We start from the raw sequence: 20325 nt of genomic DNA on the forward strand, positions 1-20325 counted from the left end.
GAAATTCCAACATGTCACTTCCTTACCCATGCGCCTTACCGAACTCGCCCACCAACAGATCAGCCCTCTGATCAAGGCGGGCAGTATCGCCATCGATGCCACAGTGGGCAATGGATTTGACACACTCTTCCTCGCAGAGTCAGTGGGTCGTGACGGGCGAGTCTATGGTTTCGATGTGCAGCCATTGGCCATCGAACTGGCAACTCTGATTCTCACCACACGCAAATGTGCGGACCGATGCCAGCTGTTCACTATCGGTCATGAATTGATGGCAACTCATGTGCCTCAAAACTGCGTCGGAAACGTCTCCGTCATCATGTTCAATCTCGGCTACCTGCCGCATGGCGATAAATCCATCACCACCCAACCCCTGACCACACTTGCCGCACTGGAACAGGCCTTCACGCTCCTGCAAACCGGGGGCATCCTGTCGATCCTTTCTTACCGGGGGCATCCGGGGGGCTTGGAGGAATTTCGTCAGATCCGGCAATGGTTGAACTCCATGCAGGCACAGCTTTCACCCATGCTGCAACAGGATAGCGCAAATCCCGATGGCCGAGGCCCCTTCCTCTGGCTGATGCAAAAGACGTAAGTCCACCCACATAGTCCCCTTTTTGCAAATTCACTCGAGTTTATTTCCAAGCACGACCTCGAACCCCATTCCACATGTCAATTCATGCCTTTCATGCGATTTTCCCCTCCCGATTTGAAAACCAGAGGCTTTGCGTAATACTGTCTGCTGGAGCGTCACCCGCATACCCCTTTCAACGCCAAAGCTGCCCAACCTGAACCTGCGCCACCCCCTGAGCACACCCCCATGTTTCTACCACAATCCCAACCCGGAATTGATATCCGTCAAGAAATGCTCCCTGGGATTGTGCTAGAATTTTCATCATGACTTCACATTCCCCCATTGTTTTGGATCTACTGCACCTCACCGAAGGCGCGCTGGATGCGAATAGCGAATGGTGTCAGACACTTTCCGCGCTGGAGCCGGGAAAATCCGCTACTCTTCGGACGCGGGTCAATCCCATTACGCTCTATCCTCTGCTGCTGCGCAATCCCTGCAAGATACACCCGATTCCTGCCAGAGGAAAAACCTGGGAAACCACACTGACGCGCTCTGCCGACCCCGGTCTCGAACTCGATCTGCGCGACCTGCCTCCACCAGCTCCGCTAAATCACACCATGGTCGCCCTCGCAGAGCTTCCCTCCCAATCTACGCTGCTCATCCACACGCGTTTTCGACCCGTCTTCCTGCTGGAATCACTCGAACAGGAAGCAGTTGAAATCCACTGCACCGAAGTCACACCGGGGCATTGGCAGACGCGATTGAGCCAAATCCCAATTTCCAAAGACCGCACTGACTCAAATTCACATGAATAACGCACACCCTAATACCTTGAATTCTCCCAGCACTGGCATGATGAGTGCCATGGTCGCCCTCGCGTTTTTTGCCGTTGGACAGATTTGCCTGCTCGCCTGCCTGGCCGTCCTTCTGCTCTTTCCCGATGTGCTCAGCGGAAATCCGTATCGCCTCGAAGTCACTGCCCTTGCCGCACTGGTTCTGCCCGGATTTGCAGGTTCCGCCGTTTTCGGAACCTTCTACGCGGTTTCGTCCGTGCTCACAGGAAGCCGTTTGTGGAGCCGTCCTCTCGCAGTCGCGCATTGGTTCCTGCATACAATGGGACTGTGTGGCATGGTGCTCGCCCTGGGCGGGATGCCGTTTCTGGAAAATCCATTTCTCGGAGTCGGTGTAGGTGCCGTCTTGCAGTTGATTGGCGTGCTCCTTCTGTTCCTGAATCTCGTGCTCACGGCAGCCCAACACAATCGCTGGGAACCTGAATCCATCACAGTACTCTTCGCACTATTCTGGCTCGGAGTCTCAGCCATTCTGGGCCTGACCCTGCTCGTTCATTGGAATTTTGACATCTTCCAGGCCAAGGCTCTGCGCTACATCGAGGTGTATGCCATTGTTTCCATGGCCGGGTTTCTCTGCCTCGGGATTCTGGGCACCACACTCAAATTATTTGATATGTTTCTGGTGGGAGGGCTGCACACATCGGGACTCATGTGGACCGGATGCATACTGATCAACCTCGGGCTTTTCATGATCCCCATCACCGCCGTTTCCTTTGACTGGTCGGCGCAATCCGTCCCGGTTGGCATCATCTTTTTGGGCAGTCTGTTGTATCTGATTTCGGCATTTCTTCGCATCCGCACATCCAACTCGGGCCTGACTTCAGGAATCGCTCTAGCAACATGCGGTCTGGTCGTGGGGGTTGGCTTGATTGGACTTGAAAGCCTGCTCTTGGCCGGGGCAATCACACCTCCCGAACTCGTGGATAATTTTTTCAGGGAACAGGTGCGCATGCATGCGAGCCTGACCGTCTTGGGTACGGTGCTCATGCTCTCCTTAGGGACCGGCACCCACCTCGTGCCCCTCCTGGTCTGGCGCTTGCGGTGTTTGCCCGTTGTCAGAGAGCACAACGGTCCGGCTGCCGACGAACTCATCGACCCACGCGGCTTGCCAGTTCTGTTATTGTGCCTGCTTGCCGGGTGGATCTACATCGCAGCGGGACAATGGAACATTCAGGCTGCCGGTGTCCAACTCGGGGTACTCTGCATCCTCATCGGCATCCTCTGGTTCTTCATGGTGATTCGCCCCGCTGTCATGCTCTTTCTTTTTGGGGCAATGACCCTCGATTCGGATTCTGAACTCCCGTCAACCCCATCCCATGAATCTGTCTGAGTTAGCCAACACCACAACACCACGGTTCCACCCATCCATGAACATTCAACCCATCCCTTTAGCCATGAAACACGACCATTCTTCATCATCCCCAAATCGCGCTTCCGCGCGCCCATCTCTCGCCCGCCTGACGCGTCAGGTATTGCTTGCGCTGACGGTCATCGTCGGTGGGGCCACCGGAATCTCCCAACTGCATGCCTGTGATGCCTGCAACCTGGTCTTCGCCGACCAGGTTTTGAGCGACCGCGCCGACACCCTTATCGGCAAGGACCTGCGCAGGGCCATGGAAAACCAGAAAAATCTCAACCTCGATGGCATGGTCGACAAGGAGTTGACGGATATCCAGGTCGCAAAACTGGAAGCAGCCAACGCCGCCCAATCCGACGAGGCTCAGTTAACTTCCATGGCATCCGATATGGAATCTGAACCCGCCTGTCCCAACTGCGCAGCTGGTATCCCGTGCGCCCCGGAGGCCCAATCCGACGAAGCAGTCGAGGTCACCGAAGTCGCAACCGCTCAAGGCGCATCTGTAGCGGCGCGAGCCAATACTCTCTGGCAACAGGCCTCCACCAACCTGTCCACCAGTGCCCCGGCTCCCGCCAAGGGACATCCGCTGCCAGACTACATGAAGTCGCATGAATTCATCGAGATCATTGAGCGGGACTACGCGCTCGACGCCACACCCTACTCGACCGTGCCCCAGGACGCACCGGTGGACAAGCAGTTCACCGTGACCCTGACCGAGGGCAAGACTTACATTGGCAACGGGGTGGTCTACGACGGATTCCTGATCGATGGAAAAATCCCGGGCCCCACACTCATCGTGGACCAGGGCGATGTGGTGGAGATGACCATCGTCAATGATGGCTCCATCCCCCATGGAGCATCCATCCATGCCGCCTACACCCAGACGTCGAAATATGTTGGAAAAATTGGACCCAAATCGAGCAAGTCGGTTCGCTTCCGCGCGATGATGCCCGGTGTCTACATGTACCACTGTGCACCCGGCGGACACGCCATCGGCATGCATGTGCTCGGCGGACAATATGGCATGATCGTGGTCAAACCGCCCGCCGGTTCCTATGAGATGGAGCGCCAGCTCGGTCATGAACCCAACCTGGAACTCTACATGATTCAGCACGAGCTGTATTCGAGCGGTAAGGATGCCATCGCCGGAGATCCGGAGTATGTTCTGTTCAACGGGCGCACCTACCAGTATGTGGAAGACCCGATCATGGCCAAACCCGGTGACTATGTGAGAATGTACTTCCTCAACGTCGGCCCCAACATCCTCTCCACGTTTCACATCGTCGGCATCATCTGGGACTACATTTACTGGCAGGGAAATCCAGATGTCAAAATGCCCGGCGGACAATCCATCACGGCAGGGCCCACCGATTCGTTTGTCATTGAATTCCGCATGCCTCCGGATGAAGGGGCCTACACCATGCTCACTCATGCCGTAGGTTCCACCAATCGCGGCGCCATCGGACTCATCGTGGTGGATGATGAGGCCGAGCTGGAACCGCACCGCACGATTCTTGCTGACGGACCATCCTTCAAGGCAGATGAACTCAATGCCTACATCAAGGGCGCCACCCGTACGATTTCACCCTTCGGCATTGGCACGCACCGGGATGATCGTCCGGTCGTCTATGGACCGGAAACCAAGGAGGTGTTTGTCGAAATCATTGGAAACTCCTTCTATCCCAAGGTCATCGAAATCGCTCCGGGAACCAAAGTGACCTGGACCAATGAAGACACCTTCACCTACCTTGCTGGCGAGTATGCCGGTATCCACAACGTTCAGTCCACGAGCAGTCCCGAGGACTCCGACGGCATCAACGGTCCCCTGCTCGCGCACGGGGAATCCTGGAGTTATACCTTCGATCAGGAGTGGGAATACGACTACATCTGCACACCGCATCCCTACATGATGGGCAAGGTGATTGTGAAAACTCCGGAGTACAGCCTCTCGAGCAAGGGAGGTGGCAGCGTCGCGCTCGGAGGGTGGGTGTTGCCGCTGCTGGCATTGTGCCTGATTCTCGCCACCGCCAGCTTTGCCTTTCGCGGAAAATGATGCGGTTTGATCTTTAGCTCACCGCGCAGGTGGACCCCTGGCGGGTTCACCTGTGCAGGCGCACCTGTCATGCGTACCCCCTGCAATCCATGTTCCCATGAAATCACCCATTGCCCACCTCGCCCGCTGCACAGGACTCGGATTGCTGCTCTCACTGCTGAGCAGTTGCGGCAATTCACCCGATGACACGGCCACCTCTCAAATCCCTGCCAGCCCGCCAGTCAGCGAGGTCACCATCACCGGTAACGACCGCATGCGCTTCGAACCTGCCACGTTTACCGTGCGGGCCGGTTCGGAGGTGTCACTGACCTTCAGGAACATTGGAACCATGCCCAAAGCCACCATGGGGCACAACCTGGTCATTCTGCTGCCGGGAACCAATACCCTGACCTTCGCTACCGCCGCCACGAACTTCCTCGAGCACGACTACATCGCGCCCCAATACGCCGACCGCGTCGTTGCAACCACACGAATTTTGGGTCCGGGGGAGGCACAGGTCCTGCAGTTTCGTGCCCCATCCACACCCGGACGCTATCCCGTCGTCTGCTCCTTTCCCGGACATACTCAGGCTGGCATGGTGGGAAGCATGACCGTGGTGCGCTGAGCCACACAGCCGTCAACTGAACTGTCAACCCATTGCAGAATTCCGTTGCCGCTGGGGTGCGCTACGCTCCATTGGCATTCACCCGATGCAGCCAGTTGCACGGGTTCCCCACTCACCCACACATCCCATTTTTCCCATGTTCTCACGATCCATTTGCCTGTTCCTCACCCTCTTGACGGCCCCGTTCGCCAGTTTTGCCAGCGAACCGCTCACTTTTGTGATGGTGCACGGCGCCACCGCTGGTGGCTGGGAGTGGAAATCCACTGCCAAATGCCTGCACGATGACGGGTACGAGGTGTACCGCGTCACCCTGACCGGACTCGGAGAACGCCATCACCTTGCCAATGCCGAGGTCAACCTCGATACCCACATCAACGATGTCGTCAATGTCATCCTCTTCGAGGATCTTCACAATGTCGTGCTGACCGGACACAGTTATGGTGGCATGGTCATCACAGGGGTGATGAACCGCATTCCCGAACGCATCCGGCATGTCTTCTTTCTCGACGCAGCCGTGCCCAACGACGGTGAATCCATGTATGACATCGTGGGCGGTCCTCCTCCCCATGCAAAAGTGAAGGACGGTCTCGTCGATTTTGGCTGGGGAAACCCTGACGGTCCCTACCCCAAAAATGTGCCGCATCCGGAAAAAACCTTTAGCCAGCCCGTTCAGTTCAATCATCCGGATGCACTCAAGCTGACCGTTACCTACGTCGCCTTCGTGCCTGAAGATCAATCCATCGAGGCCAGAGCTGAGCGCGACAAGAGCTGGCAAAAGGCAGAGGCTCGCGGATGGCACATTCGCACCTTCCCGGGCCACCATGTCGCGCAGCAGGAGGATCCGCGTGGAGTTGCCGATCTGTTGATCCAGGAAGTGCAGGATCGCGCCAACTGATCCCTTTTTTCACCTGATCATTCCCATCGTAGTTCTGTTGCTTTGTCCAAGCACAGATAACAGGAAGCGTCTGATTGAAAAGGCAGTTAAAATCATGCCCCGGCGAACCCCAAAAAGGATTGCCAGGGCGTGGTTGGTCCTAGAACTCAAACGTATTGCTGATGCTCCAGGAGCGCTTCGGAGCAATGCGGTAGGCCGCAAATGTCCCGTTGGGTTGCGCCGTAATCGGAATCAGATCGTTGTCACCGCTGAACGCATTGTAAACGTTGACCTGGATGCGCCAATGAATCCGTTGAGTCAGTTGTTTGCGGTATCCCACCCAGAAATCAAAATTGGTTTCTGAGGGTCCTTTCACTGGTTCAGTCAGATCATACTGCACCTTGGTAGGATCGGACGGGTCTCCTGTCGGAGGATAGGCAATGATCACGCTGCTCTGGTAACGCATCCCGCCACCAATGTTCATTCCCTTCAGATATCCGTCACTGAAATCGTAGTTTGTTACAACGTTGATGCGCCACTCCCGCATTTCGGGAACCGTGGTATTTTCCACCAACTGTGCCAGACGCCACTCGCTTCCCGGTGCGCCGGCAAGTCCCTCACCATCGAACCAGTTCTTCCCGGCGGTCACCACGTCCTCTGTTCCCCAATAGTGCTGAAGACGGCCCACTCCATCTCCTTCTGCAATGCGCAGGGAATTTTGAACGAGGTTCATGAACTCCCGGATATTGGCATTGCCCACATGGGTGCGCCGCGCATCCGTCTTGGACGCGTTGGCCGTGATGCGCCATCCCGTCAAGGGTTCTGCACTCAGTTCGATTTCCCAACCCTCCGACACATTGTCTTCGGTCAGTGCAAATCCAGTCGGCACCGAGTAGGTTGCTTCGCCAACCGGAGGCCCGAAGTCGCCAAAAGTATCAATGCGCCAAGCCTGCCAGAATCTCGGATCGACGGCGCGCTGGAATTCGCGAACGGCATGGATCACCGCATTTTCAAGCGCAGGATCTACCACCCAAGCCCCATCTGGTGAGACCACAGCCTGATCTGAAAAAGTGCGACCATCGTTGAACAGGTGGAAGTTGTAACGCATGGGTTGCCAGATGCCTGATGCATCATCGACAACGTCTGCATCACCTCCGCGCAGCGAAGGATCGGTCGCATCGTATCCCCATGGTAGAATGTTGTATCCAAACACATTCGCATAGTTCTGCGTCAGCTGCATCCAGTTCCCAATCGCTGCAGCATTGATTTCGGTGCTCGTTGCCGATTTATTAGAGGTCTTGTATTTGTTGATTCTCAACGTGTAACGACCATCCCGGGTTTCAATCCGAACCCCACGATCAATGGTCTTGCCCGACGGTGCAGGATGCTGCTCTCCGTAAATATCGACACGACTGGAATCCGGTTTGAAGTTCGTCGATTTGTTATAATAGAGGCTCAGCTCAACTGGCATATTCCGTGTGACATCTTGCAGAAAGGGAAAATCCATCAGGTGTGCAACCACACTGTAGGAGCGGGATTCCACTTCGACACGTGCACCTGAGCTTGGAAGCCTGTAATAGGACGGACTCAAATCGACGCGGGCACGGTCATGTGTGGGATCAAAATCGTTGGGAGACATGTCAAACGCCCACGATTTTGCCACGTCCTTGCGCCAACCATAAGTGGAGACGAGTGCGTTGCCGAGCCACTTGGCCTGCCAGACAAAAGCCTGCGAACTCGTTTCAGCCTTGTTGAGTGTCGCTCGGGTAGTCAACCGATCCCGCGCATCCGAGGACATCTCCGCATCGACAAAATTGAGACGGTAAGTATTCCATCCGGCATAGTTGGAGGGATTCTCCGACTGAGTTGAGACTGAGGATGCGCTTCCCGGAATTTCGAACCCGTTGTACCACAGTGCTCCGGGATCAACATCGTTGGCAGTCCAGGTGGAATCAAAATACTGCACAAGTCCATTTTGGATCACCGGATAACCACTGATGGAGGGAATATTTGCACCGCTAAGACCACGTCCCAGCAGGGAATCGCCCAGGTAGACAATTTGGGTCGGCGTCAACTGTCCGTTGAAGCGTTCATTTGGCAGGCCATGCAAAGCATAGTATGCATCGTCAAACACACCATAGCGTTGCCAGCTGCGGGAATCACTCTCCAGCAACTCTTCTCCGAACAATCCGGTAAGCGTGTGGCTTCCCAGCAGCTTTCGGAGCCAGCTGTCCGACCCATCGCTGAAATCATGGGTTGCAAACACCGTCAATCGCCGGGTCTCCCGCTCAGACTCGTACGAACGATTGGACCAGGCATTGTTTGTTGAGACGAATGGACGTCCTACATTCGGATTGGGCGAACCATCCGAATAGGGTTCCACCCCCGCTTGCAGACCTACATGCGGTGTGCCATCGCCATACACTGCCATCGGATCGATTTGCAAGCGAACCTCACCCGGCAACATTGCCTTCTGTCCATTTTCGTAGCGCTCCCGATTATAGTCCAATGACACTCCCAGCCGATCATAAAAAAACGTCTGTGTCAGATTAATATTTGCCACACGAAAATCCTGCCATTCCCGTTTCGTATGCCCATCTATCAGTTTGTTGTAGAAGTCAAAAATCGATGGATCGGTCAGCAGATTGTTCTTCCATAGACCCGCACTGGCGTAGTCCGCACCCGCATTGATCGCCCATTGGGAAGTACCGACGAGCGAGACCCATGCGTTGTCCGGATAGGCAGCAATCCCACCGTCGATCATTCCATCCGCTCCCAGTCCTCCCGACACAAAGGGTCCGTTGATGTTGGTGACCCACATGCTCTGTCCCCCATCAGCGTTGAAAACATAGGTGCCCGCTCGGGCTGCAGGAAATCCAAAGTTGCCCAAATGGGGTTCATAGGCCGGATTGCGAGACCCATCAGCTGCGAGATTCACACGCAGTTGTCCATGATTGGGACGACCTGAAAGGTGATCCCAGGCCTGAAACTGATTGTAGGTTGCCTGATTCAGCTCTGTGAACCAGGGGGTGATAGCGTCGGCGGGTGGTAAAAAGCGCGGATTATTGCTGCTCACACTTCCGGACTCTACGTTGAACTTGATGATCGTGCGGTGTCCGTTCCGGTTTAGAAATGCTGGTTCATAGCGCAGAGCCATGTAGATGCGCTCATCTTGTGAATAGGCGGGTTTTTGCTGGTATTTTTCGTCATCATACAGGGCATTGAGTCGAACCGCCAATTCTCCTTTCAGGATTTCCCGGTTGAGGTCCAGAGTGCCGCGCATGCTGCCATAACTGCCGATGCGAAGCTCAACCTGTCCTGAGTTGTTGAAATATGCACCTTTGAGTCCCGTGTTGATGATCCCCGATGGGCTACCTTGGCCAAAGAGGATGGAGTTGGGTCCCCGCTGCAAATCGACTCGCTCGACATTATAGGCATCCCACGGAATGTCCGTGCGGAAAAACTCACGTGTGTTATCCGCCGCCGCCAATCCCCGCACACGGGTATTTTGATTGGGACTGATGGTGTCTTCATTCAAACTGGCCGCATCACCCGTTCCCGCAAAATTCCCCATGAATCCACCAACCTCAGTTCCCGTGGTGTATTGCAGCAACGATGCATTGTCGGTTGCACCCACGTCTTTGAGAAACTCACTGGTGATCACGGAAACTGCACTTCCAACATCGCGCAGTTCGGTATTCAACCGGTTTCCGGCCAATGTCGTCTCGGCGTTGTAGCCTTGTACCTGTGCCGTGGATACTTCGAAGGGCGATAGCTCATAGATCTCTTCGTCTTCCGAATACTCTTGGGAAACTGCCTGAGTGGAAGCGGTTGCCACGATGATCCCCAGCAAGCCGTGTAAAAACTTGCCCAGGAACGATCTATCCTTATTTTTTTTCATATCAGTATGTTGAGTTGGGTTGCTATGGTTCGGAGCTGTCGAGTTGCCGCTCGATGACTCCGGCGAAAGGCGTTTCCCGTTTTTTGAGTTCACCACAACTGCGATGGCACCCGTCTCAACATCTTGGTCAAAACGGAGTGCCGTATTTTCCAGCATGCGCTCAAGTGCCTCTACAGGGTCGAATTTCCCCTGAATCACATTAGTGGTGACTCCTGCAACTTCCTGCTTGCTGTAGAGCAGACTGATGCCCGATTGACGGGCAAACAACGTAAGCGTAACGTTCGCATCTGCTTGGGGAATTTGAAAATTCATCATGCTCGCAAAGGTGTGTGGAAGGAACGGCAATCCGCTCAATATCACACACAGCAGACGCAGTATCGTCTTGGGGTGAGCTACATTCATGATGGGGGATGGGGTTTACAGGCTCAGCGGGAGTTTGGGGTTGATCAGTTTGGATGCGTTCGGGGAATCGATTCACAACTTACGTTCTCCCCCGTTCCTGGCGGGATGTGTTCGGTACTCATTCCTTCCTTCGGAAGAAATACAGCGTAGGCACGAGTATCGGGATCGATCGAATACACCAGCGAAGTATCGCCCAACATGAGTTCCAGCGTTTTCTGGGCAGTGTATTTGCCCGAAACGGCGCGAGTCTGTAACGCATCGAGCTGTTTTGGATCAAACAGAATTTCAATCTCGGCTTGTACAGCAAACACCTTCAGTGTCCGAACCGCCGGTCCTTCTTGAATCTCAAAAAATTTCCGGGTATCCCGATCACAGCCAATCCAGATCGTTAGCAGTAATGCGAAGACTCCCATTCCAATGATCGATGCAGGGGTAAATTTCATGCCGTAAGCTCCGGACAAATGCGCAAGTTCACGAATCAATCGATAGGTAGATTTCAAACTCGCTGTGCCGCTCAACGGTTACGTCAAAACTCGACTCCAGAAGGCGAATAAATGCTTCCACGTTGTCAGACCAAAAGATGCTCGTCAGCCTAAGTCGACGTAGTTTGGGATCATTCAAGTAGATCTGGACCCGGTTTCGACGGTTGAATTCATTAACGATTACCGGAAGAAATTCATCATCAAAATCAATCAGCTCAGGCCTCCAGAGCAGCTCTCGCTCGATTTCGTCCGGGGCCAGCTGGCGAACTGTCATGTCGCGCTGAGCATTGTCCAGACGAATGATTGCACGCTGCGACATTTCCACAATGGGGGCATGGATTGCCTCATCGTCAAACGGAACCTGATTGCTCATGTTGTCGAGCACCTGCACTCGCCCTTCTGTAACGATCAAATCGACACTCGCTGAGTTGTAGCGCACGTTGAAAATCGTTCCAAGGGCACAAAACCTTACCCCCGAGACATAGACCACGAAGGGTCGATTCGGGTCACTTGCCACCTTGAAATTCGCTTCACCTTCGTGCAAATGGATGGCTCGCTCGCTCTCGGTGTAGGCGGTTCGCAAGCGTGAACCATGATTGAGTTCAATCTCAGAACCATCGTCTAGTTGCAGTTTTTGAATGCGCTCATACACAATCGCCGATCCCGACGGAGTCAGTATCTCGTCCTGTCGAGTGCTTACAAGAAAGCCTCCAAGCACCAATGCCACACAGGCTGCAATCGCCAGAACGGGCAATAGCCGAGGAAATAAACCACGCACACGTTGACTCGCGTTCGGATTCCATCCCAAAAGGTCGTCATTTTCAGGAGTCGCATGCACCTTGTGCATGCCAGCGATGCGATCCAGCTCATCCCATCCCCAACTCTGCAGGGAGTATGCTTCGCGATGACAGGGATCTGCGGCCAGCCAATCCGACAGGGCGTCCTGCTCTTCGGCAGACAAGCCACGATCTCTGCGGAGAACCCAGTTTGCAGCTTCCGTATTAATTTTCGAAACGGGGTCGTTGTTTCCGTTAAATTGAGGCATCTTCATCGATTTCGTTTGGTTGTGTATCCCATGCGCTGGAAGTATTGCGTGCATTTTCGCAGTGCTATGCTTCCCTGGGCTTCGACTGTGTGCACTGAAATCCCAAGTTTTTGCGCGACTTCACGCTGGGAGTAACCGTAGATCTTTCGAAGCGTGAGGATCTGACGGCAACGTTTGGGTAACTGCTGAATCGCACAAATCAGGAGTTGAACCTCTTCCGATATCGCTGCGGTCTCGGAGGGGATCACCGTCTCATCGATAACACTGAGCGGATCGATGGATTTCGCTCCGGCAGGTTCTTCGTAGCGGGAGTGACGGATGCGATTCAGCGAGATATTCCTCGCAGTTACAAAAAGGAATGCCCTGGGATTGACGATTGGTCCAGAAGCGTAGGCACGCAGCATTCGCGAATACGCCTCCTGAACTACATCATCCACATCATCAACTATCGGAAAGCGCGCATGCAACCACGCGCGCAGATCCGCCTCATGCGGAACCACTTCTTCAAGAAACCACTGCGATTCCTGTCGTTTCCTATGTTCCATCGATCAAAATTAACCGGGGACAGACTTCACCCCTGCTTCTTGAACAACACCCAACTCCCGAAAACCATTAAAACAAATTGCATTTATTTTCACTTTTTTTCGAATTCAGGAAGGTAACGCGCAATTCTGTCCACCTTCAGGTTGAAGGAAGGCCAAAAGAAAAAGACTCGCAGCTCATATGAACCGCGAGTCTTTGACGATGAAAACGCATGGTATTTTAACGGGAGTATTCCACAAAACGGATCGCTGCAGGCTGCGCGTAGACAAACTGACTGGGTTGGGTTTATCTTCCAGAACTTCAATCTCATCGGCGAGATGAGTGTGTTTGAGAACGTCGAGCTACCCCTGGTCTACCGCGACATACCGAGCGCTGAGCGCAAAACCATGGTGCGTGAGGCCCTCGAACGCGTGGAAATGGACCACCGGGAAAATCATTTGCCCAGCCAGCTCTCAGGCGGCCAACAACAGCGGGTGGCGGTCGCCCGTGCCCTTGCTGGAAAACCGCGTGTCCTGCTTGCAGACGAACCCACCGGCAATCTCGATTCCAAAAACGGCGAGGCCGTCATGGCACTCTTGACCGAACTCAATCAGCAGGGTTCCACCGTCTGCATTGTCACCCACAACGAGGAATACAATGCCATCGTCAAGCGCGTCGTTTACCTCTTCGACGGGCGCATTGTTGACGAAAAAACCAACCGCTAAACCGCCGTCACCATGAAGCGTTACATCAGTCATTTCGGGTTTGCCTTTTGCATCATTGCAAAAACACCGCTCATCTCCGTGCTGTCCATCCTGGTTCTGGCAATATCCATCGGCCAGGCCACGTTGATGTTCAACATGGTCAGCTCCGTATTGTTCAGCAAACTTCCCTACGAGAGCGGGGAACGCCTGGTAAGGGTCGAACGCCTTAACCCGGGGAACCAGTACAGCGACCGCAACATGCCCTTCAACTCGTATCACGAGTTCCTCAAACTCGAGCAGGTTTTTGAGGGAACCATCGCCTTTTTTGGAGATTCCCTGATTCTCAAACATGAGAACCAATCCTCCATTGAGGAGGGTGTTTATGTCTCTACTGATTTCATGGAAGTGCTTGGTGAAAAGGTAATTCTGGGACGCAGTTTCACAGCTGAGGACGCCCAGCCCGAAAACCCGCCGGTTATCCTGATTTCCGAAACCATCTGGAACGAGCTGTTTGCGCGCGACCCCGATGTCATTGGAAAATCGCTTGCTGTGGACGGGATCTACCGCACCGTCATAGGCGTCACTGATGCGGATTTTGATTTTCCGTTTGTGATCCGGGCATGGCTTCCGCTCAACACCGACACCCTGCAGCAGAGTGTTGGCTGGGGTTCTTCCGTGTGGATCATCGGCAAGCGCAAGGCGGGCATCTCCGAGGCAGGAGCCACCGCTCAGCTGCAGGACGTGTTTGCACGCATCAAAGAACGCTTTCCCGTCGAAAACGAGGAGTATGAATCCATCCGTGTCGTCAGCTTCAAAGACTTTCTTCTGGGAGGCGGAACGGTACAGATTTTTGTAGCCATGGGAATCTGCGCGATCCTGGTCCTGCTCATGGGTTGCGTGATCGCTTCCAACCTGATCACCGTGCGCTGCGCAAAGCGCGCCAACGAACTGGCCATTCGCACCGCACTGGGAGCTTCTCGTCCGCAGATCATCGTGCAGATGCTGTTTGAATCCCTGCTCACCACCGTGATCGCCTTCGTGCTCGGATGGCTGCTGATGGTGTGGTTCGACCGGGCCATCCTGGCCGCTCACTATCAACGTGTTGAGGTTCCCTCCTGGTTTTTCAACAGTTCGTACAATCTGGCCTATCTTGCATTCATCATCGCCCTGATGACGGTCGTTACCATCGCATCAAGCCTCGTGCCCGCGCTGCGCGCGTCCAAAACCAGTATCAATGACCTGCTGAAGGACTCCACGCGAACCGGTTCCTCCCTGCGCATGTCCATGCTCGGTCGCCTGCTGATCATTTTTCAAATTGCCGCCGCATTTGCGGTGATCACGGGCGGTGTCATTGTCGGATACTTTCTGCACGAAATGTCCGAGGGTGAACGCGACTACAATCCGCACGAATACCTGTATGCAACCCTGACGACCAACGCCAATGCTCACAGCGACCCCAACGTCAAGGTGCAGCTGTTCGAATCCGTCAAGCGGGAACTGCTGGCCTTTCCAGAGGTCAAGGGAGTCACCTACTCCACCGAGTTTTATGCAGGGAACCACATCAATCCCATCCTGATCGAGGGCGAGGACTACGCATCGCCCGACGCCTATCCACTGGTCTACCGCCGCCTCGTCGCGCCTGACTACTTCAAGGTCATGCAGACCGACCTCATTGCGGGCCGGGAATTCAACGAGTTGGATACCCCCAATGCCCCACGCGTGGTCATCGTCACCGATGTATTTGCCCGGCAGTTCTGGGGCAATGAAAACCCGATTGGCAAGCGTTTCACCTACATTGATGGTGATGCACGCTACGAAACCACAGTGGTCGGAGTGATGCCCGATCTCTACCAGTCCGACCGTGACCGTGACCGCCGCACCGGATTCTTCATGTCCGCCTATCAGGATCCCTGGTTCGACATTGGACTGCACGTGCACCTCTCCGGCAATCCCAATGCCTTCGAATCCAAACTGGTGCAAACGGTCAACGAAATCGACAGCCAGGCGACGGTGTCCAGCATCGCAACGCTCTATGAAACCCAACAGCGCGGCCTGGTGGGCCTGCAGTTCATTTTTGTGATGTTTGTCACCTTCTCCCTCGGCGCCCTGCTGATGGCATCGGCAGGACTCTACGGAGTGGTTTCCTTCTCCGTCAACCAGCGCATCCGAGAGATTGGGATTCGACTGGCCCTTGGAGCCGAACCTCTGCGTGTGGTGCGCAACGTGTTTGGACAGGGCTTTCTCAATGTGCTGATCGGTATCATTATCGGAATCATGATGGCATTTCTGCTGCGCTACCTGTTCATGATGGTGCTCAACCCATTTGTGGAAAGCACCCTCATGTATGTGACGGTTCTGCTCGGCATCCTGATGACTTCGTCCGTTTCCATTCTGATTCCCGCGATTCGCGGTGGAACCACCGATCCTGCTGAGGCACTGCGCATCGACTGAATCCCACCATTCGCTTTCCCGATACAACATCAACACATGGGGGCGGGTCGCAGGTTGCATTGGGTTCCTGCGGCCCGCAAACCTTGCTTCCATTCCATGAAATTTCGATACCTTCCGCTTTTGATCACCGACAATCCAATCCGGGTTTTGGCACTGGGAATCACGCTCATCCCCACACTGTCTGCGCAGGTCAGTCCGGAATCTTCCCTGCCTCAAGTCATTGGTATTGAGCAGGTCGTACAACTCTCACTTGCCAACCAGTTCCAAATCTCCATAGGCCGAATCGAACAGGAGCAGGCGAGCGAAGCAACCCGAGTCGCCGCAGAACCTTTCGAAACCCGCATCCAGGCAGAGGTATTGACTTTTCGTGATGCAAACTCCGATCCAAACAATTTTCCATATTCGGTCGAGGGAAGCCAACAATCCATCGCTCTCAACCGATCCTTCAGCACTGGAACATCGGTAAATCTCTCCTTGAACAGTGATCACTTCGAAGATCTCGATACTCCACGCTCGGGCGAAGCCATGCTCACGCTTCAGCAAAACCTTCTTCGGGGGCGAAGCCGTGCCTACAATCTGGCACCCATTCGCATCGCATCCAAGCAGGCCGAAATTTCAACCGAAGCGCTGCGACAGACTGTTATCGACACCCTCACTGCCGCACAATTCGCCTATTTTGATGCACTGCTCGCAGATGCCAACCTGCGTGTGGCACGGGAGAGTCTCGCGCTCGCAGAACAGCTCCTGCAGGAAAACCACCGTCGCTCCGAAATCGGCTCCATTGCTCCATCAGACATCCTTCAGGCCGAAGCAGAAGTCGCTGCCCGCCTCGACCGTGTCTATCAGGCCGAAGCAACGCTCGTGCGTGCGACCAATGCGCTCAAGCAGTATCTGTCCAATCAGGGCATGCGCACACTTCAGTGGGAGTTTTCCATGCTGCCACCTCCTGAACCCCAGGCGCAGGACATCGTGCTGATGCGCGACTACGAAATCGCTCTGCTGCACCGACCTGACTACCGCCAGACCATCCTCAACCTCGATATCGGTGAAATCGAAGTCCTGCGTCAAAGCCACGCCACTCTGCCCAATCTCGATTTGTTTTTTCAAATGAGCCTTGAGGGATGGGGCGACTCCTTCGAAGATACCTTTGCCGAGGTTCGCCGCGATGCAAACCCCAACTACGCCGTAGGGATCTCCCTGTCCCGATCCCTGAGCAATCGGGCCTCCCAGGCCCGGAAATCCATCGCTCGTTTGGAGCAGAACCGGCGCCAGATGTCCCTGCTCGAGCTCGAACAGGCGATTCTGCTCGATCTTCACACGGCTGCCGCGCAAATCGAATCCAACTGGAAGCGCCTCACCACCGCCAGCCAGGGCCGAAAGCTCGCGGAACAAAGTCTCGACGCCGAGCAAAAGCGTTTTCAAACCGGGATTTCCTCCACCTTCATTCTCATTCGCCTTCAAACCGACCTCGCCAACGCCCAGATCCGCGAACTGATCGCCGCCAACGACTACCGCAAATCCGTCGTGGAATGGGAACGGCAAACTGGCACACTGCTGCAACGCCATCACATTGAACTCTGAGGTCCCCAAAAGCTTCCCTACCCACCCCACAACTGCGGCATAAGATCGCAGCGTATGTTGCCCCTTGTCTGAGGCACTCAGGCGAGTGCTTTCGTCACAGCAATGTTACGATTGTTACAGCCATGTGATAGCTTTGCGTAAGCAGCCATATCGCGTTGACTCACCTCGGCGCTTGCACAACCCACTGTTCGAACCTCAGCCCAGTGCTGAACAAACAAACTACATTGTCGAACAGCCCCATGAATTCACTTCTGCCCAATGCGATTCGTCGCATTCTTTTCTGCACAACTGTGCGCACACTTGCGGTCGCTGCATCGTGCGCACTTTCCACTACCGTCGTCGCACAAAGCAGCGATTCCGACATTCCAGAACGCATCGTCGATCTCGATCCCTGGGTCGTGAACTCACAGGCCAGCATCCAGGCCATTTCTCTGGAACGCTACCGCGAATCCGATGCTCTGATGAATGTGATTTCCTCCGATGAAATCGGTCAGTTTGTCGACCAGAATGTCGCCGAATCCTTGCACCGCCTCCCCGGTATCTCCATCACCCGGGACCAGGGCGAAGGGCGATTCGTATCCATCCGCGGTATCGAATCCGCACTCAACACCACCACGGTTAACGGCATGCGCATCGGCACACCCGAGAATGAAAACCGCAACCTGCCGCTCGATATCATTCCTTCGGGAACCGCACAGCTCTTGGAGGTGATCAAGGTACCCACACCTGACATGCCGGGAGATTCCATCGGTGGGGCCATCAATATCTCGACAAAATCAGCCTTCGACCAGAAGGGACGCGAAATCTCCTACAGCTTGCTGGGCACTTATTCTGAACTGACCGAAGATCTCGGACCCAAGCTCAAACTCGGATATTCCGACGTGTTCAGTGTCGGCAATGGCAGCGACAACCTGGCTGTGTCATTTGGGATCAATTATCAGGACCGCGATTTTGGATCGGACAACATTGAGACCGTCTATGATTTCCTTGAAAATGAAAGCAATGGACAGGATGTGCTCGCACCGATTGAAACCCAGGTGCGTCAGTACCAGGTCAACCGCGAGCGCCTCGGACTCAGCTTGAACCTCAACTATGCGCCGAATGAGGGACATGAATTGTTTCTCAATACCGTCCTGAGCCTGTTCACCGATGCGGAAACCCGCCAGCGCAGCATCTTTGTCTTTGAAGACGGTGACTTGGTGCGTGCCGAAAATGGGCAATTTGAATTCAGTGAGGTGGCCGAAGATGCCTTTCGCCGCCGCATCCGCTTCCGCACCCAGGAGAAAGACATCTTTGCAATCTCCGGAGGCGCGCGCCACCAATTTGACCGCTGGCACTTGGACTACCTTGCAGGGATCTCGAGAGCACGCGAAGAAGTGCCCGACGAAATCGAGGGGCGATTCGAAAAGACAGGTGATGCATTACATGCTCTCGTGAATGTGGGCCATGGCATCCCCACCTATACCATCACCAACGCAGGCTCCGTTGATTCCGCTCACCTGCAAAACGCAAACTACGAACTCGACCGCGTCGTTCGCGAGGGAGTCGACGTCGAAGAGAATACGCAAAATGTCTCCATCAATCTGGAACGTCTCGCAGACCCGGACTCGCTGTTTCCGACTCTCAAGTTCGGTGTGGACGCACGCTACACCCAGAAGGAAGTCGATGTCACCGAATTCGAACTGCGCTCTGTGCCATCCCTCAATCTGGCGGATTTTAGCGCCAAACGTCGTTCCTTCCAGTTCAGTGGACTGGGTGAGGGCATCAGCTCAACTCTGTTCAAGCAATACTTCGCTGACAATCGCAGTGCCTTCAATGAACGTCCCGGTGATGTCGAAGAAAACCTCATCCTCAACACTTCTCAGGATTATGAGGCCGATGAAGATGTGCTCGCAAGTTACCTGATGGGAACCTGGGACTGGAACAACTGGCGCCTGATCGCGGGTGCTCGCTTTGAGCAAACCGACTTTGTTGCCGAGGGCAATGAAATCCTTCTCGACGAAAACGGCGACCTCGCCAGCGTCAATCCCACCCGTGCAAAATCCGACTACAACAGCTTTCTCCCCGGAGTTCACTTGCGCTACGAAGCCAGTGAAAATCTGGTGATCCGCGCTGCATGGTCCAATACCATCGGTCGTCCCAGCTTTGGTGACCTCGCACCCAACTCCCAGATTAATCTCGAAGACTTCGAAGTATCCGTCGGGAACCCGAATCTCGATCCCTATGAAGCATCCAATCTGGACCTGATGCTCGACTACTATCTGGACGGAGCCGGGGTGTTCTCCGTCGGGGTCTTCTACAAACAAATCGACAACTATATCGTGGATTTTACGACGACCAGTGATCCGGAATTTCAGGGTTTTGAGGTGGAGCGTCCGATCAACGGCACCGATGCAAGCGTCGTCGGTTTTGAGTTGAACTGGGAGCAGCAACTTGGTGAATGGTCGAGCGCATTGGAAGGATTTCTCATCGGCACCAATGCCACGTTTCTCGATACGGAGTTTGAAATCAGTGAGCGCGCTGGCGAAACATTCCAACTGCCTCGCGCATCAGAAGAAGTATTCAATCTCTACCTTGCCTATGAACGTGGACGCCTTTCCACCCGCCTGAGCGCAAACTGGCGCAGCCAGTTCCTCGACCAGATCGGAGAGAGTCGCGAGTTCGACATCTATGTTGCCGATCACAATCAGTGGGACCTCACCTTCTCCTACCGCATCCGTCCAGGCATGGAAATCATTGCCGAAATCAGCAACATCACCGACGAACCGCTGGAGCTGTATCAGGGGTTCAAGGGAAACAACCTGCAGCTCGAAAAATACAGCACGACTTTCAATCTCGGAGTGAAGGGCCGTTTCTAGTAACTGCCACTGCATCCGAGTCAGGTGGAATCGCCTGATCCGGTTGCTTCAAGCTGATGCATCAACACA

Annotated in this window: 14 protein-coding genes; 10 read left to right on the plus strand and 4 right to left on the minus strand. The window is 54.5% G+C overall.

Going from position 1 to position 20325, the window contains the following annotated elements; translation table 11 throughout:
- Positions 1-28 precede the first annotated feature (28 nt).
- The 6 genes from ABQ298_13100 (at position 29) to ABQ298_13125 (ending at position 6331) form a co-directional block, all read left to right on the plus strand.
- Positions 29-592 carry a class I SAM-dependent methyltransferase gene (locus ABQ298_13100; GenBank protein MEQ9825315.1) on the plus strand — a complete coding sequence of 188 codons (564 nt, stop codon included), beginning with the start codon at positions 29-31 and terminating at the stop codon, positions 590-592.
- Between the two features lie 302 nt (positions 593-894).
- Positions 895-1386: a DUF2249 domain-containing protein gene (locus tag ABQ298_13105; protein ID MEQ9825316.1), complete on the plus strand. Its 492-nt coding sequence runs from the start codon at positions 895-897 to the stop codon at positions 1384-1386.
- Positions 1379-2752 carry a hypothetical protein gene (locus ABQ298_13110; protein ID MEQ9825317.1) on the plus strand — a complete coding sequence of 458 codons (1374 nt, stop codon included), beginning with the start codon at positions 1379-1381 and terminating at the stop codon, positions 2750-2752. The genes ABQ298_13105 and ABQ298_13110 overlap by 8 nt, the downstream gene beginning before the upstream one ends.
- Positions 2753-2816: 64 nt before the next feature.
- Positions 2817-4832 (plus strand): plastocyanin/azurin family copper-binding protein, encoded by a 2016-nt coding sequence (locus ABQ298_13115; protein ID MEQ9825318.1) that lies wholly within the window; start codon positions 2817-2819, stop codon positions 4830-4832.
- A 97-nt stretch (positions 4833-4929) separates the two neighbouring features.
- A complete protein-coding gene (locus ABQ298_13120; protein ID MEQ9825319.1) occupies positions 4930-5436 on the plus strand; it encodes a plastocyanin/azurin family copper-binding protein in 507 nt (168 codons plus the stop codon).
- Positions 5437-5572: 136 nt separating this feature from the next.
- Positions 5573-6331 carry an alpha/beta fold hydrolase gene (locus ABQ298_13125; GenBank protein MEQ9825320.1) on the plus strand — a complete coding sequence of 253 codons (759 nt, stop codon included), beginning with the start codon at positions 5573-5575 and terminating at the stop codon, positions 6329-6331.
- Positions 6332-6470: 139 nt separating this feature from the next.
- Here ABQ298_13125 and ABQ298_13130 read toward each other — a convergent pair whose 3' ends face one another.
- The 4 genes from ABQ298_13130 to ABQ298_13145 are packed head-to-tail and all read right to left on the minus strand — an operon-like array spanning position 6471 to position 12685.
- On the minus strand, positions 6471-10613 hold the full coding sequence (locus ABQ298_13130) for a TonB-dependent receptor plug domain-containing protein (GenBank protein ID MEQ9825321.1): 4143 nt from the start codon (positions 10611-10613) through the stop codon (positions 6471-6473).
- 44 nt (positions 10614-10657) lie between these two features.
- Complete coding sequence (locus ABQ298_13135) at positions 10658-11056, minus strand: STN domain-containing protein (GenBank protein ID MEQ9825322.1); 399 nt, start codon at positions 11054-11056, stop codon at positions 10658-10660.
- Positions 11057-11084: 28 nt separating this feature from the next.
- Positions 11085-12140, minus strand: coding sequence for a FecR domain-containing protein (locus ABQ298_13140; protein MEQ9825323.1), 1056 nt, complete (start codon positions 12138-12140; stop codon positions 11085-11087).
- Positions 12141-12142: 2 nt separating this feature from the next.
- Positions 12143-12685: a sigma-70 family RNA polymerase sigma factor gene (locus ABQ298_13145; protein ID MEQ9825324.1), complete on the minus strand. Its 543-nt coding sequence runs from the start codon at positions 12683-12685 to the stop codon at positions 12143-12145.
- Between the two features lie 141 nt (positions 12686-12826).
- On the opposite strand from ABQ298_13145, the gene ABQ298_13150 reads away from it, so the two are divergent.
- The 4 genes from ABQ298_13150 to ABQ298_13165 all read left to right on the plus strand — a co-directional run bounded on the left by ABQ298_13150 (position 12827) and on the right by ABQ298_13165 (position 20256).
- Positions 12827-13387: an ATP-binding cassette domain-containing protein gene (locus ABQ298_13150; protein MEQ9825325.1), complete on the plus strand. Its 561-nt coding sequence runs from the start codon at positions 12827-12829 to the stop codon at positions 13385-13387.
- Between the two features lie 12 nt (positions 13388-13399).
- Positions 13400-15817, plus strand: a complete 2418-nt coding sequence (locus tag ABQ298_13155) for an ABC transporter permease (GenBank protein ID MEQ9825326.1) — start codon at positions 13400-13402, stop codon at positions 15815-15817.
- A 96-nt stretch (positions 15818-15913) separates the two neighbouring features.
- Positions 15914-17398 carry a TolC family protein gene (locus ABQ298_13160; GenBank protein ID MEQ9825327.1) on the plus strand — a complete coding sequence of 495 codons (1485 nt, stop codon included), beginning with the start codon at positions 15914-15916 and terminating at the stop codon, positions 17396-17398.
- Between the two features lie 239 nt (positions 17399-17637).
- Positions 17638-20256, plus strand: a complete 2619-nt coding sequence (locus tag ABQ298_13165; protein ID MEQ9825328.1) for a TonB-dependent receptor — start codon at positions 17638-17640, stop codon at positions 20254-20256.
- Positions 20257-20325 lie beyond the last annotated feature (69 nt).

This window comes from Puniceicoccaceae bacterium, assembly GCA_040224245.1.
Lineage (GTDB): Bacteria > Verrucomicrobiota > Verrucomicrobiia > Opitutales > JAFGAQ01 > JAKSBQ01.

What these genes read in the sequence shown, in the direction of transcription:
- ABQ298_13100 (MEQ9825315.1), top strand. Translation starts at nt 29, where the DNA reads ATGCGCCTTACCGAACTCGCCCACCAACAGATCAGCCCTCTGATCAAG.
- ABQ298_13105 (MEQ9825316.1), top strand. Translation starts at nt 895, where the DNA reads ATGACTTCACATTCCCCCATTGTTTTGGATCTACTGCACCTCACCGAA.
- ABQ298_13110 (MEQ9825317.1), top strand. Translation starts at nt 1,379, where the DNA reads ATGAATAACGCACACCCTAATACCTTGAATTCTCCCAGCACTGGCATG.
- ABQ298_13115 (MEQ9825318.1), top strand. Translation starts at nt 2,817, where the DNA reads ATGAAACACGACCATTCTTCATCATCCCCAAATCGCGCTTCCGCGCGC.
- ABQ298_13120 (MEQ9825319.1), top strand. Translation starts at nt 4,930, where the DNA reads ATGAAATCACCCATTGCCCACCTCGCCCGCTGCACAGGACTCGGATTG.
- ABQ298_13125 (MEQ9825320.1), top strand. Translation starts at nt 5,573, where the DNA reads ATGTTCTCACGATCCATTTGCCTGTTCCTCACCCTCTTGACGGCCCCG.
- ABQ298_13130 (MEQ9825321.1), bottom strand. Translation starts at nt 10,613, where the DNA reads ATGAATGTAGCTCACCCCAAGACGATACTGCGTCTGCTGTGTGTGATA.
- ABQ298_13135 (MEQ9825322.1), bottom strand. Translation starts at nt 11,056, where the DNA reads ATGAAATTTACCCCTGCATCGATCATTGGAATGGGAGTCTTCGCATTA.
- ABQ298_13140 (MEQ9825323.1), bottom strand. Translation starts at nt 12,140, where the DNA reads ATGCCTCAATTTAACGGAAACAACGACCCCGTTTCGAAAATTAATACG.
- ABQ298_13145 (MEQ9825324.1), bottom strand. Translation starts at nt 12,685, where the DNA reads ATGGAACATAGGAAACGACAGGAATCGCAGTGGTTTCTTGAAGAAGTG.
- ABQ298_13155 (MEQ9825326.1), top strand. Translation starts at nt 13,400, where the DNA reads ATGAAGCGTTACATCAGTCATTTCGGGTTTGCCTTTTGCATCATTGCA.
- ABQ298_13160 (MEQ9825327.1), top strand. Translation starts at nt 15,914, where the DNA reads ATGAAATTTCGATACCTTCCGCTTTTGATCACCGACAATCCAATCCGG.
- ABQ298_13165 (MEQ9825328.1), top strand. Translation starts at nt 17,638, where the DNA reads ATGAATTCACTTCTGCCCAATGCGATTCGTCGCATTCTTTTCTGCACA.